Origin of the sequence: uncultured Nostoc sp., assembly GCF_964247315.1 — a bacterium.
In the GTDB taxonomy this organism is placed as follows: Bacteria; Cyanobacteriota; Cyanobacteriia; order Cyanobacteriales; family Nostocaceae; genus Nostoc.
Genome location: NZ_CAXTTT010000028.1, coordinates 1 through 13,602, shown reverse-complemented (window position 1 = coordinate 13,602; position 13,602 = coordinate 1). Strand labels below are relative to the sequence as shown.

Annotated in this window: 14 protein-coding genes; 7 read left to right on the top strand and 7 right to left on the bottom strand. The window is 39.5% G+C overall.

Annotated elements, in window-relative coordinates:
* Positions 1-58: 58 nt before the first annotated feature.
* The gene (locus ACFE93_RS10885; protein ID WP_375473303.1) at positions 59-1,327 is read right to left on the bottom strand and encodes a serpin family protein; all 1,269 of its coding nucleotides are present in this window, start codon (positions 1,325-1,327) and stop codon (positions 59-61) included.
* Positions 1,328-1,817: 490 nt separating this feature from the next.
* Entirely contained in the window at positions 1,818-2,441 is a 624-nt protein-coding gene (locus ACFE93_RS10880) for a 4Fe-4S single cluster domain-containing protein (RefSeq protein WP_375473302.1), read from the bottom strand.
* A 1,147-nt stretch (positions 2,442-3,588) separates the two neighbouring features.
* Between ACFE93_RS10880 and ACFE93_RS10875 the strand changes: the two genes are divergently transcribed.
* On the top strand, positions 3,589-3,888 hold the full coding sequence (locus ACFE93_RS10875; RefSeq protein ID WP_375473301.1) for a hypothetical protein: 300 nt from the start codon (positions 3,589-3,591) through the stop codon (positions 3,886-3,888).
* Positions 3,889-4,064: 176 nt separating this feature from the next.
* The gene (gene urtE, locus ACFE93_RS10870; protein ID WP_375473300.1) at positions 4,065-4,763 is read left to right on the top strand and encodes an urea ABC transporter ATP-binding subunit UrtE; all 699 of its coding nucleotides are present in this window, start codon (positions 4,065-4,067) and stop codon (positions 4,761-4,763) included.
* Here the strand turns inward: urtE and ACFE93_RS10865 are convergent.
* Both ACFE93_RS10865 and ACFE93_RS10860 read right to left on the bottom strand, forming a co-directional pair.
* On the bottom strand, positions 4,726-5,466 hold the full coding sequence (locus ACFE93_RS10865; protein ID WP_375473299.1) for a hypothetical protein: 741 nt from the start codon (positions 5,464-5,466) through the stop codon (positions 4,726-4,728). The two genes, urtE and ACFE93_RS10865, sit on opposite strands and share 38 nt — an antisense overlap.
* A gap of 8 nt (positions 5,467-5,474) precedes the next feature.
* Complete coding sequence (locus tag ACFE93_RS10860) at positions 5,475-6,788, bottom strand: cytochrome P450 (protein WP_375473343.1); 1,314 nt, start codon at positions 6,786-6,788, stop codon at positions 5,475-5,477.
* 247 nt (positions 6,789-7,035) lie between these two features.
* Here ACFE93_RS10860 and ACFE93_RS10855 point away from each other — a divergent pair, with 247 nt between their 5' ends.
* On the top strand, positions 7,036-7,641 hold the full coding sequence (locus ACFE93_RS10855) for a DedA family protein (RefSeq protein ID WP_375473298.1): 606 nt from the start codon (positions 7,036-7,038) through the stop codon (positions 7,639-7,641).
* Positions 7,642-7,825: 184 nt separating this feature from the next.
* The gene (locus ACFE93_RS10850) at positions 7,826-8,356 is read left to right on the top strand and encodes a hypothetical protein (RefSeq protein WP_375473297.1); all 531 of its coding nucleotides are present in this window, start codon (positions 7,826-7,828) and stop codon (positions 8,354-8,356) included.
* Positions 8,357-8,424: 68 nt separating this feature from the next.
* Here the strand turns inward: ACFE93_RS10850 and ACFE93_RS10845 are convergent, their stop codons facing one another.
* The 3 genes from ACFE93_RS10845 to ACFE93_RS10835 all read right to left on the bottom strand — a co-directional run bounded on the left by ACFE93_RS10845 (position 8,425) and on the right by ACFE93_RS10835 (position 10,061).
* The gene (locus tag ACFE93_RS10845) at positions 8,425-8,601 is read right to left on the bottom strand and encodes a hypothetical protein (protein WP_375473296.1); all 177 of its coding nucleotides are present in this window, start codon (positions 8,599-8,601) and stop codon (positions 8,425-8,427) included.
* An 87-nt stretch (positions 8,602-8,688) separates the two neighbouring features.
* A complete protein-coding gene (locus ACFE93_RS10840; RefSeq protein ID WP_375473295.1) occupies positions 8,689-9,297 on the bottom strand; it encodes a hypothetical protein in 609 nt (202 codons plus the stop codon).
* Between the two features lie 176 nt (positions 9,298-9,473).
* Positions 9,474-10,061 carry a thylakoid membrane photosystem I accumulation factor gene (locus ACFE93_RS10835; RefSeq protein ID WP_375473294.1) on the bottom strand — a complete coding sequence of 196 codons (588 nt, stop codon included), beginning with the start codon at positions 10,059-10,061 and terminating at the stop codon, positions 9,474-9,476.
* A 357-nt stretch (positions 10,062-10,418) separates the two neighbouring features.
* On the opposite strand from ACFE93_RS10835, the gene ACFE93_RS10830 reads away from it, so the two are divergent.
* From ACFE93_RS10830 to ACFE93_RS10820, 3 genes are all read left to right on the top strand, one after another.
* Positions 10,419-11,753, top strand: coding sequence for a MurT ligase domain-containing protein (locus ACFE93_RS10830; RefSeq protein WP_375473293.1), 1,335 nt, complete (start codon positions 10,419-10,421; stop codon positions 11,751-11,753).
* Positions 11,754-11,816: 63 nt separating this feature from the next.
* A complete protein-coding gene (locus ACFE93_RS10825) occupies positions 11,817-12,632 on the top strand; it encodes a type 1 glutamine amidotransferase (protein WP_375473292.1) in 816 nt (271 codons plus the stop codon).
* Positions 12,633-12,717: 85 nt separating this feature from the next.
* Positions 12,718-13,341, top strand: a complete 624-nt coding sequence (locus tag ACFE93_RS10820; RefSeq protein WP_375473291.1) for a Uma2 family endonuclease — start codon at positions 12,718-12,720, stop codon at positions 13,339-13,341.
* Positions 13,342-13,602 lie beyond the last annotated feature (261 nt).

Genomic DNA, 13,602 nt, shown 5'->3' with positions numbered 1-13,602 from the left:
TACTCAGCACGGGCTAAATGCCCCGCTGACGCTAACAGCACTCAGCACTCAGTACTCTTCATTGTGGGTCAATAATTGAACCCATAAATAAAACCCTTCCCGTCTGATTATCCCTAATGGCACAGAAGAAGGGACGATCCACAATCATTTGGAATGGTGGGTTTATATCAATAGAAGCTGTTGCTGATATACCAACTGAAGTAACAGCAGCCGCTTCCGTGCCTTCTTCGTTCACTTCGACAAAAGTTTTATGCTTAACTTCGCTAATCTTAAGATTTTTACCCATACCGGAAAAATTGGCTTTGTCGCTGAAAGCCTCCTCCATGCCTAAACTTTTCAAGGAATCATTGAGTGTAACGTCGTAATCTGTTTTGAAGCGGGGTAGGCGAATAAACCCTTTTTGTTTGCTGAACTGAGTCATCCATTTTTCCCAGTTTTCAACATTTAAGTTTTGATAGAAGGCTTTCAGATTAGAGTTCTGTTTCGGCAAGAAAATATAAAAACTGAATTTACCATCTTTGCCGTAAGGTAAACTAACTGCCTGAAATTGTTTGCTTTCATAGTATCTATAGTCACCGTTTTGTGACATCATCAGCTGTTGTTTTGGTCTGTCAGATGTGCTATAAAAAGGGTATTGAGCAGTTTGATTTTTATTAAATTCTTGGCTCCATTTACCTTTAAAATATATGGCATTAATCAGAAATAACACCTGACTTGGCTCAATTTTATCAACAATCTTATTAATTTTACCATTAGTATTATCTTTGACCCAGTTATTGATAATACTAGGCGCGGCGGGATCTTTAAAATTTAAATTGCTGACCTTAGCTTTATAGAAATACTGTATTCTTTGGAGAAAGTCTGGCTGAAAGCTAAAATTTTGATTTGCCCAAAGTGAGTTAGCAATATTCAGTTGCACTTTCGAATCGGAATTGTCTACAAGCTGCTTTAATGCCGCTGCGTAAGAAGAGTTGATTTCTTGTAGATTCATCCCCTGTAATTCCAGGGTTTTTGCGATCGCTAGTTGAGTTGTGCCGCTTGCGCCATTGTAGGTCATAGATAGAGCGATCGCAACACTCGAAGGTGAGATAAAAACATTCTTCTCACCTTTATTACCTTTTTGAACCTCTGAAAATAGTTTGAAGCCAAACTTATTGCTAGACGCGACGATTTTTGTATCAGTTTTGGCTGTCTTTTGTTGCAATGGGGTTTCTAGCTGAGGTAAGCTAGATTTTGCAAGGGCACTTTTATTACTATCGATTTGAGAATACCCTAATACACCAAATAGGACAACACTTGCAGCTACCAGAACATAACGTTTTTGCATAATTTTTTTATACTACTAAATTTCTGCCGATTTATTTTACCACCTCACTTGCCAAATATTCCTGTTCTGTGCTCCGAGTTGACGCACATCTTGTGTCAATGATTAACTATTGCATTTGTTATAATAAATAAAATGGGACTTTTACAGTTTTTGTAACAGAAAGTTATTAGCTTAGAGGAGTTAAACACAACTTATTAGAACTGCTAATTCATAGTTGAGGTGGCTATGGAGACGAATTATGAAAAATCTCTATTTTTAGAAATTTTACTATTTAAATATAAAAGTATTGTAGATTACCTAAACACAAAATAACCAGCGTCCTTGGTTGTTAAAGATAAAATTACGTTTGTCAGTTTACGAAATACCAAACTTTTGTAGGGACACACGGCTGTGCATTGGTGTCAACTTAAGTGCAAACCCTTTATGGCTGGAAATACTTTTCATTGGGCTGCTGCCGCAAGTTAATAGGCGGCAGCCCACTGGCGCGCCTTTATGTTAGTTCTAGTCCACCTTGATAGCCAGTAACAATGCGTCCACCATCCTTGAGGATGTGGATTTCTATCTGGTCGCTAGCCCAAGTAATCTGGTCTTGGAAAGCCGGGTTTAACACCCGAACCCGTTGATTGCTAGATGAAACTGGAGAATTGGGAGAATTAATTGCCAGAGATTGTACAAAAGGCCCGTCAATCAAAATATCGAGTTGTTCTAACAATGCTTGGGAACCTGGCGGCGCAGATTGGGACTGTAACTGCTTAAGAGTGAACCCTGAAAAAGACATTACATTTAAACCAGCAGCTTTTACCTTCTGGGCTAAAGACGCTAATGCAGTTGCTTGCCAAAAGGGTTCTCCACCAGAAAATGTTACACCCGTATTGCGGGGATTGCTGAGAATATTTTCGGCAAGAGTATCAACAACAATCAATTGATTAGCCTCAAAAGACCAGGAGTTAGTATTAAAGCAGCCAGGGCATTCACGCAGACAACCTTGTACCCAGACGACTGCACGACAACCAGGGCCATTAACTTCTGATTGATCGACGTAACCCATAATATTGAGATAGCCTGGGGGAATTTCCATGAGTGCTAGCGATGGGTCAGTTGGCTTAATTTCCATCTCTTTAACTCCTTTTAGCCGTTAACTGTTAAATATAGCGAATCTCCAATTAGATAACCGTGACGATGGTTATATAACTGGAGATTTATATTGATGATTAATTTCTCAAAAAGTTTTGGGGGCAATAATCTATAAATTCTTGTAATTCCGCGTTAGCGTACCCCTTTGGGGAAGCAAGTTACGCGAAGCGTCTCGTAGAGAAGCTCACCGTTCGCGTAGCGTCTCGCAGAGAAGGTATCGCTGCTTGTAGATCCCGGTCGATCATTGTTCATTGTTACACATATATTTTTCTCCGTATTATCTCGTACCCTTTTTCAAAAATCAAATATAATTCTTATATATCGACTGAATAATGGGCAGTTACTATTGAGTCAAGAATGTCCTAATTAACCTGAGTTAAATAAATATCTCCTTGCTTTGAACTAAATTTCAAGTCTGTCCCTCTTTATCAATGAGAAATTAAGGCTATAGTATCTGTTCCAAAATAAAAATACTTCTAGATATCTTGAACAATGAAAAATGTGAAAAATATGCTCTAGATGTGTCTTTAAGTAAAGACATCTAAGTAAATAAGGTAATATATGGTTAGTGTTGCGTTATTTAGATGTTCTGTATTTTCAACGTAGATATGCACGCAGAGTTTCTCAGAACAAGGGTATAAAAACATCTTGTTTTATCAGTAGTTAACTATTGATGTGAATGTATACCCTGATTAATTTGTACAGTGTCATTGGACTTATATCAAGTTCGGGTAATTAGTTATGATTCCCACAGTCTTTGCATCATTATTGAGGTATAAAGTATGCCGAAAACATCAATTTCGGTAAGTATTTTGTGCCCAAAAACAGCATTAAATTCAAGGTTGAGAACTGAAATTAACGCGGTGTGCAACTTTCTCTCAAACCTAACCCCCAGCCACTTAAGAGCTAGCGTTGGGGAGCAAGACTTAAAGCCTCTCCTCGCTTCGAGGAGAGGTTTGGAGAGGGGTTTTAAGAATAAGTCGCACATTACGCGAAATTAGTGAAAAAATGGAATCAATGATAAAACAGCAAAACCTTCCAATATATATTATGAAATAACTGAAAAGTTAAGAGATCGAAATGACAATGCATCTGAATCTGTTCTTAATCAGTTAAAGTCTGAAAATATGGCAATTGTTAACGAAGCTCAACAAAATCCTAAAAATCTAGCAAAATGGTTGTATGAGAATCAGGGAGAAATGCGTTTTGGCTCAGAAAACCGCTTGTTTCTTGTACTAATTGATACGAATGATTTTTCAAGTTCGTGGAAACTTAAAAGGAACTTAGACCTCTTAATACCTACGATAAACACTTTTCTTGAAGCTTTTAGTTCAAAGGAAATATCAGATTTAAAGATGGATTTTAATTATCCTGGTAAACCACAAACATTCAGTGCATTAACAGATGTTATTTTCGTTGTAAAGTAAAAAACTTTCATTAATCAAATATTGATGACTACGCATTTAAATGAGCATGAAGAAATAGCGGTCTAGCCTTAAATTATGCAACCTATCTGAATAATTCCATCTTGATACAAAAATATCAAAACTCTATTTTTCTCTTTGTACCTGTGGGTGAAATTTTCATATACAGAGAACTTCTAATGCTAAAAATTTCTAATCTTAATGTTTATTACGGCGAAAGCCATATTCTCCGCAATGTAGATTTGAGCGTACCATCTGGGCAAATGGTTTGCCTAATTGGACGCAATGGTGTCGGAAAAACTACCCTACTAAAAACTATCATGGGTTTACTCAAACCCCGCAGCGGTACTATTAATTTAGCTGAAGAATTAATCAACTCTAAATCCCCAGATCAAAGGGCAAAGTTGGGAATTGGTTATGTCCCCCAAGGACGAGAGATTATCCTTCGGTTAACAGTTAAAGAAAATCTACTGCTGGGGTTGGAAGCTAGACGCAAACCAGTAAAAAAAGCAGAAATTTCAGAGGAAGTTTTTAGTTTATTTCCGGTGTTAAAAACCATGCTTTCGCGGATGGGTGGTGATTTAAGTGGAGGACAGCAGCAACAATTAGCGATCGCACGTGCTTTAATGGGAGAACCTCAATTACTCGTCTTAGATGAACCTACCGAAGGTATTCAACCCTCCATCATCCTTGAAATTGAAGCCGCAGTCCGTCGCATCGTCGAAACCACAGGCATTTCGGTGTTATTAGTAGAGCAACATTTACACTTTGTCCGTCAGGCTGATTATTATTACGCCATGCAAAAAGGTGGTATTGTCGCCTCCGGTTCCACAGCCGAACTTAGCCAAGATGTGATTCAGCGCTTTTTAGCTGTTTAATTTTTGAAATTTCTACATCAATTGTGTCGGTAGCAATCAAGTCTGCCGCTTCTTGTAAAAGCTCATGTTGTTCTTTTTGAATTACTTCCAAACGACTAGAAATTTCTGCTAATCGTTGTTGTTTATTTTGTTGAAAACTTTCAGGTAGTAAAGTAGGCAAGCTATCAGTTGTTTTAGCACCTGTAATTCTTTGAACAGCAAAACTCCCAAGTTGAGTTAAGGATAGAAAACTAACTTTAATCAAAGCCTGAAGCAATTTTAACGGAACTTTGAGTATTGACCAACTAGCGGTTTCAATTAGGCGGACAATTGCTTTAATGATGCTCCAAAGTAGAGCAAGTGCAAACAGCAAAATTATTACACTAATAATTGGGTGATTAGCTCCCCAACTTAGTATTTGAACTAACCGAAAAAATATCGGGTGTTGTGTTAACCAATCACTTGCAGAAGATGCGATTGCATCTTTAACTGCTCCCGATGTTGTATTTTTAAATTGCTCTGCTGTTTGCCAACTTTGCTCTAAACTCGTTGTAACTGTATCAATTGCTCTATCAGTTGTGGTAGTGGCTGTTGTCTTCAAAGACTCACCAGCTTGTTGTGCTGAGTTACTTAGAGAGTTAACGCTTCCGCCCACAAAATCTTTCACATTTTGCCAGCGTTGTAAAACTCCATTAGGTAAATGTACGTCTATTTGAGATACCATAAAACATTTCACCGAGGTTGAAATCTAACCCGCAATCCATCTTTCGGGCGATTAGTGGGAACCACAACTTCCTCTAAACTTTGATTGGGTAATATCTCCCAATGATAACTACGGAGAAGATGAGCAGCAACAATCTTCATTTCCATTTTGGCAAAGGCTAGACCAATACAGATGCGTGGCCCACCGCCAAAACCAACTAAACTAAAAGGATATTTTTTGTTTTCTTGGCGTTGGGGACTGAAACGGTCTGGCTCAAACAGGTCTGGTTCAGAATAAATTTCTTCAATTCGGTGAGTAACTCCAATTGAATAGTATAACTGCCAACCAGCAGGAACGTGATAACCTTTAAACTCAAAGTCTTTAATTACGCCACGAAACCCGCCTCCGACAGGTTGATGCAATCTTTCAACTTCCCACAAAACCTGCTCTAAATAGGGCATTTTCCCTAATTGTTCTAAATCCAAATCACCTTTACTTGCAAGTTGCAATTGTTCAACTCTTGCTTTTTCGAGTACTTCTGGATGACGGGCTAACTCTACACACAACCAAGTCAGCATCGAAGTAGTAGTTTCATGGCCAGCAAATAGTAATAGTAACGCCTGAGCGATGAGTTCTTTTTCACTCATCCGGTTCCCTTCTTGATCTTGGGCTTGCACTAATAAACTCAGAGCATCTTTTGTTGGATTTTGCTGACGTTCTCTGACAACTTGAGTTAGATGCTCTAAAATCTGATTACGAGCAGCTATAGCTTTACCAAATGTTGTAAATGGTAAGGGCAACGGATTAATCGCAAACAGTCCATTTGTCATGGCTGCAAACAACTTGCTAAAACGCACACATTCAGGCCCAGGACGCGTATCCAGCAGTAATTGACTAGCAATATCAAATGTCAGTTGTTTAAATTCTTGGAACCAAGTAAATTCCTGCTGCTTCTCCCACTTTTGCAGATAACTACGTGTAATATCTTCTATTGTGGAGACATAATTCGCCAATGCTGGGCCATGCAATGCTGGCATCATCAAGCGACGGTTTCTGCGGTGTTCTTCCCCATCTTGCAGAAAAAGTGATTCACCCAGTAATGTCTTGAAATTATCAGGCCATCCCTCGCGCCAAGAAAAATTCTCTATTTGGCTTGACAAAACCAACTCTAATGCTTCCGGGCCGACCATCACTACAGTCGGTCTGCCAAGCAGATGAGTTTTGAAGATGGGCCCGTACTGGCGATAGCGCTTTTTAGCGAAATCGCGGTCGAAAACAAAGGAGAGTGTTTCACCTAATACTGGTATACCAAAGCTTCCAGGAGGAATTTGATCGCTTTTCATATCTCTAAGGGTAGCTATGAAAAAGTTAACACGATATTCCAACTCTACTGCGATCGCAGCACCCCAAAATATTCTTAGTACTTTCAAATATCTTTATTTCTTGTACATATAACCCAAAACCTGTGATCTGTCATTATATTTTCCCAGATTACATAATAACTTTACATAAATTTAATATTACTTTTTATTCAATAAAATTGCTGAACGTTAAGATGTTGTGGATCTATTGTTGAAAAGTAAAAATTCTATGCATCTAGATTTACCACAACTGATTAAATCACTCGGCTATTTTGGGGTCTGGGCGATTGTCTTTGCTGAATCTGGCTTGTTAATTGGTTTTTTTCTGCCTGGGGATAGCTTATTGTTCACTGCTGGATTTGTTGCATCTCAGAATTTACTGAACATTTGGGTTTTGATTTTTGGTGCTTTTATTTGTGCAGTCTTAGGTGATAATGTTGGCTATTTTACTGGACATAAATTTGGTAGAAGACTTTTTCAAAAGGAAGATTCATGGTTGTTTCATAAAAAGCATCTTATTAAAACCCAAAACTTTTATCAACAGCACGGTAAAAAAACGATTGTTTTAGCACGCTTTTTACCCATTGTAAGGACTTTCGCGCCCATCGTGGCTGGGATTGGTGCAATGCATTATCGAACATTTATGTCTTACAACTTAATCGGTGGCTTTCTTTGGACATTCGGTATCACCATGTTAGGGTTTTTCTTAGGAAAATCTTTACCACCTGAACAGGTTGATAAGTATTTGTTACCGATTATTGGATTAATTATAGTAATTTCTTTAATACCATCGATTATTCATTTGGTACAAGAAAATAGAGCAAACAAAAGTTGAAACATCTTTTGGATTTTGTGTAAAAATTAAGTATATTTTTTTACTGAATTTTGATAAAGATTAGTGGAGTATGGCTCGATTGTCTAACGAATTAGAACTTATCAAGACTTGGCTAAGTCAGTAAATAACAAAAATACTACTTGAGGAGAATGACACAGAAACATCAGAGTTTGATAATACCCTCATGACTTCCTTAAACATCAACCTCTATCTGTTCCTAGAAAATCTCCTCTTTTTCCTTATTGCCACACTTTTTATTGTGGTTGTGAACTGGGGATGGAAAAACGCAAAGCCTTATACTCTACCTTTACCATTTCCTGGTTGGTATAAAATCTGGTTTGGCTCGGTGCAACTGCTAGCAGTAGTGCCACCATTAGTGGTCATGTTATTGTGGGGTGTATGGTGGGGCGATCGCACGGTCTTAACTGTGCTTGCTTGGTATTTTATCGTTTTAGGGTTGCAAATCATCTCTGAAACAGTGACGCTTAGGCAGTTGCAAAATGTCGTCTGGGTGATGGTTCCTTATATATATCTGCCTTACCGCTTCTGGCAGTTGTACGAGGGTTTGACACTTTTGAATTCTACAAGCGAGTTGCAGTGGGTACGATATTTATTGATTTTTGAATTGGTGATGTGGATTGTTAACTACGCCATAGATATATCTCAATTGCCGCGGCTGTTTAGTTGGGAAGTACAATCAAATGACGCTAGCTAGAAATTAATCGCAGAATTAGCCATTTTTACTAAAGAAGTGCGTTCACCTGCTTTCAACCCCACAACATTTCAACTAAACTGTCTGCTGACTCTTCCAGAACAGTACCCCATACCCAAACGCATTTTGAAAGTGTCGCGGCTGCGGTTGCGTTTAATTCGTTTGATATCGCCAGCTAGCCGCCTCACGGTGGTTTCTCCATTTTTGCGTAGCTTGCCGCCTTCGGCATCGCGCTCCGTTTTCTTCACTTCCTTGACTTCGTATTCAAGCGTCTTTGCTTCAATTCCACGTTTTTAAATGTAGGTTCCGTTCCTTCTGCCTCCTGCCTCCTGAAGTCAACCAATAGGGCGATTTCCAGGATTGACTGCATGAATATATTCACTACCCGATCGCGGTCTTCCTCGTTTATAATAAGCTTCTTCTGGTTTACCCCATCCTAGCTGCAAAATCATTTCCAAAAAGCTAGAATTTTCCCACTTGCACAAACTTGCCCACTCTGTTCTTTGAACAATCCTTTCGACATCAGATGTGACAATTTGTTGGTGTTGTTTACTATTATTAAAACTCAAGTATAAATCCATTCCCACAGTGACTTCATACCAAAATTTTACGATGGAATTCTTAGCAGCTTTTAATATCTCTAAGTCACCAGTGAGGGCAATTAACTCGGTATCTATTTCGGGATAGTGCAAGCTTTTTCCTTTAACTGTCATTTCCCGCCAGATAATACCAGAAACTCGGTTTTCTCTCTGATACTCGTGAATTGCAGTTTTGAAATCTTGATAGGCAGTGAACTGTTGCAGTCCATCAGTTCTGATAAACTGGTCAATTACAGGATTGCCAGAGACTGTTATTTCTAATTTTAGACGTTTTCCTTTGAGGCAAGCTTGGCGTTCGGCTGCCAAAATTTGAATTAGCTCTTGAGTGGTGTAAACTTTTGACATCAGAATACACTCTAGTTAATTATTGGGCATTGGGCATTGATTACGGACTATAGACTATGGGTTAATTTCCTCAATTGTTAACACAGATATTTCAATATTATGCTTTGGCATCGGCAGAAATGTAGTAACAGATAGCACTAAAAATTAGGGCAGACCAATTTGGTCTACCCCATAAGTTACTTAGCTAACTCACTACTGAACTCATTGAAGGCTCGCCGCTTTAGCTGTGCTGTTTCAGTGCGTGGTAATAAATCAAAGATTTTACGAAATTGATCGTCTATCTCTTCAAAAGCTACTTGACCCTTTTTATTCAAAACTACTTCACCTGATTTATTTAACACCACTACTTGAGGAACACTCCCAGCATAGTAATATCCTGGTTCTGTTGGGTCGTAGGTCTCTTTCGGCGGGATAGTATCTACGCTAATCGGCATAATCTCTGCTACCCGACCATAGAATTCCTGTACCCGTGAGATAGAAATGGCATATCTTTTGGAATCGCTGCTATCATCCAGATAAAAAGCCAAAAATACGGGTTTATGTTCCGCTAAAGTCTGTGCCAGTGTCTGTCTGGGAGGAACTAATGAACCATTGCCTGCATAAACGACAAAGATGTTGCCATCATATAAATCATTATTAAGACCAGCAGATGCAGGTTGCATACTTATAATCAAAAGACTTGCAAGCAACAACAGGCATTTGGACAACCACCTTTGCCAGACAGTAAATTGTTTATGTAAAAAAAGAAACTTTGTGCTATTCATCAAAAGGAACCTTGCAAGCTACTACTTGTTGTGATGTGCTTAATTTGGCAACTGGGCTAGATATGTAATTACGCCCACGCACTATTCTTTAAGATAACGCTTACTGAGATTATCTCTCGCAAGTGGCTGGTATTGCTACGTGCAAGTCAAAACAGAGGTAAAGTAGCGCAACCGTAAGGCTCAAGAATCCAAAATTGTTCAACTGAGCGAATGCCAACAGCGTCTCAAAGAGAAGTCGAAATCCAAAATCTAAAATTCAAAATTGCGATGACTGGCTTTTTCAGCCAGGATTCGCTAAACTCACAAGATTAAATTTGCACTTTTAATTAGCAACCGCCAGAAGACTAGGGTACAGATGTGGGAAAAATACAATTCATAGATAGACTGCGATTGGGTTTCGCGGTGTCAGTGGCAAAAAGTGTAACGTTTATAGTGCGATCGCTCCGTCTGGGTGCTGCTAGTGTGTTACCAGGCTCGATTGCTCGTCGCATAGAACCCCGACTCTTACAATTATTGAGTCGGCAAGTTAAAAATGGGGTGATTTTAATTGCTGGTACTAACGGCAAAACTACTACAGCGCTGCTTTTATGCACGATATTAGAACGCAAAGGTTTTCGCATCACTCATAATTCTACAGGTGCAAATCTGGAAAATGGCTTGATGACAGCGCTGTTAGAAAGCACCAACTTACTAGGAACGCTCAATACTGATTACGCCATTTTGGAAGTTGATGAAAATATTGTACCAAGAGTATTAACCCCACTCCAGCCGCGAATCATTCTTTGTTTAAACTTATTCCGCGACCAACTCGATAGGTACGGCGAAGTAGACACAATTAGTAAGCGTTGGACAAAAGTTATTTCTACCCTACCACCAGAAACGGTAGTAATTCCCAATGCTGATGACCCAACTTTATCTAACCTCGGTCAGCAGTTACCTCAACGGGTTTTATTCTTTGGCTTGAATGAACCAGAACATTATTTAGAAGCAATTCCTCACGCTGTTGATTCTATTTACTGTCCCAAATGTGGGCATTCCCTAGATTACAAGGGTGTTTATTTGTCTCATTTGGGAGATTTTACTTGTCCCAAGTGTGGTTTTAGTAAAAGTAAACCGACTCTCGAAAGTAATGAATGGTCGCAAATTCTGGTTGGTTTGTACAACAAATATAATACTTTAGCTGCTGCTACTGCGGCTATTGAGTTAGGAGTTGATGAAGTAACAATCAGAGATACTATTAATAATTTCCAAGCTGCTTTTGGTCGGGCTGAAGATTTAGTAATTAACGGTAAACGAGTGCGGATCTTGTTATCAAAAAATCCTGTAGGAACGAATGAAACCATTCGCGTAGTAACTCAAAGCACAGATAAAACCACACTGCTGGTATTGAACGATCGCACGCCTGATGGCACTGATGTATCCTGGATTTGGGACGTGGATACCGAGAAATTAGTCGAACGCGGCGGGACTTTAGTAGTGAGTGGCGATCGCATCTACGATATGGCACTACGTCTACGTTACAGCCAAAAGTCCCCTGAGAGTAACTTAAATTTAATAGTCGAAGAAGATTTGCGACAAGCGATCGCTACTGCATTAGAGCATACACCAGAGAATGAAACTTTGCATATTCTACCTACCTACTCAGCCATGCTAGAAGTGCGAGAAGTCCTCACTGGTCGGAAAATTCTTTAAATTTGTCATTTGTCATTTGTCATTGGTCATTTGCGATCGTCCCATTCCCTATTCTCCAAATTTATGAGTTCTCAAAATTTAGAATTAACGATAGGTTGGCTTTATCCGACGCTGATGAGTACTTATGGCGATCGCGGTAATGTAATTACTATAGAACGTCGCGCTCAGTGGCGGGGATACGATGTTAAAGTATTACCCCTGGATCAAAATGCCACAGCCGCAGATATTAAAACTGTCGATGTCATAGTTGGTGGTGGCGCACAAGACCGTCAGCAAGAAATTGTCATGCGCGATTTGCAAGGTGCGAAAGCTGACGCTATGCGCGAGAAAATCGAAAATGGAACACCAGGAGTATTTACTTGTGGTTCACCCCAACTGCTAGGACATTATTATGAACCAGGCTTAGGACAACGAATTGATGGTTTGGGAATACTCGATTTAGTTTCTGTGCATCCTGGTGAAAATACTAAGCGCTGTATTGGTAACTTGGTAATTGAAGTGACAGCCTCACGTCTAGCGCGAGATTTAAAAGAGATGACAGGCAACACACCATATTTGGTAGGCTTTGAAAATCACGGCGGACGTACCAAGCTGGGAAAAGTGGAAGCTTTGGGGCGAGTAGTGTACGGTTTGGGAAATAATGGTGAAGATGGGACAGAAGGAGCATTTTATCAGAATGCGATCGCGACTTATTCCCACGGCCCATTGTTACCGAAAAATCCCTTTGTTGCCGATTGGTTAATTCAAACAGCGCTGCGGCTAAAGTATCAACAAGAAATTACCTTAACACCTTTTGACGACAGCCTCGCTGTACAAGCACGAGAAGCGATGTTTAAGCGATTGAAAGTGAGTTTACCAAGTGCTGCTGCGACGAAATAACCTCAGTTCGTTGATTAAGCCTCTCCCCGAAACAGGGAGAGGTTTGGAGAGGGGTCAAATTTGACATAAAGCAAGGAGGCAAAGTATGATTCAAGCCTTAACCAAACAACTAACATTTGATGAATTTCTCGCCTGGTATCCCGAATCTTCAGACAGGCATTATGAACTACATGATGGGGTAATTGTTGAAATGCCTAAGCCAACAGGGAAACACTCAGAGATAGCCGGATTCATCAATGGTTCTTTGTTTATTGAAATCACCCGTTTGTCTATTCCTTGTTTTATCCCAAAAGAATGCGTCATAAAGTCAGTTAACACTGATTCAGGTTATGAACCGGATGTAATCGTTCTTGATAGACAAGCTGTTATGGATGAACCTCGTTGGAAAAAAGAATCTATCATTACGCGCAGTAGTTCCGTCAAGTTGGTTGTAGAAGTTGTTTCAACCAACTTGAGTGATGATTATGCTTTGAAGCTAGAAGATTACGAGTCTTTAGGTATTCCTGAATATTGGATTGTAGACTATCTAGGTTTAGGTGGTAGGCGCTTTATTGGCAATCCTAAACAACCAACTATCTCGATTTACCAATTAATTGAAAGTGAGTATCAAGTTAGGCAATTTAAGGGAAATGACTGCATTCAGTCGCCAGCGTTCCCAGAGTTGAATTTAACTGCTGAACAGATTTTCCGGGCTGAAGAAGTCGTGTAAAAAACGGCTAAAAAAGTAAAAGAACCATCAAAGACTCATTCATGAGTATTAAAGACTCGTCCGCGAGTATTAAAGACTCATCGGCGAGTATTAAAGACTCATCCACGAGTATCAAAGACTCGTCCGCGAGTATCAAAGACTCGTCCGCAAGTATTAAAGACTCATTCACGAGTATCAAAGACTCGTCCGCGAGTATTAAAGACTCATCCACGAGTATCAAAGACTCGTCCGCGAGTATCAAAGACTCGTCCGCGAGTATCA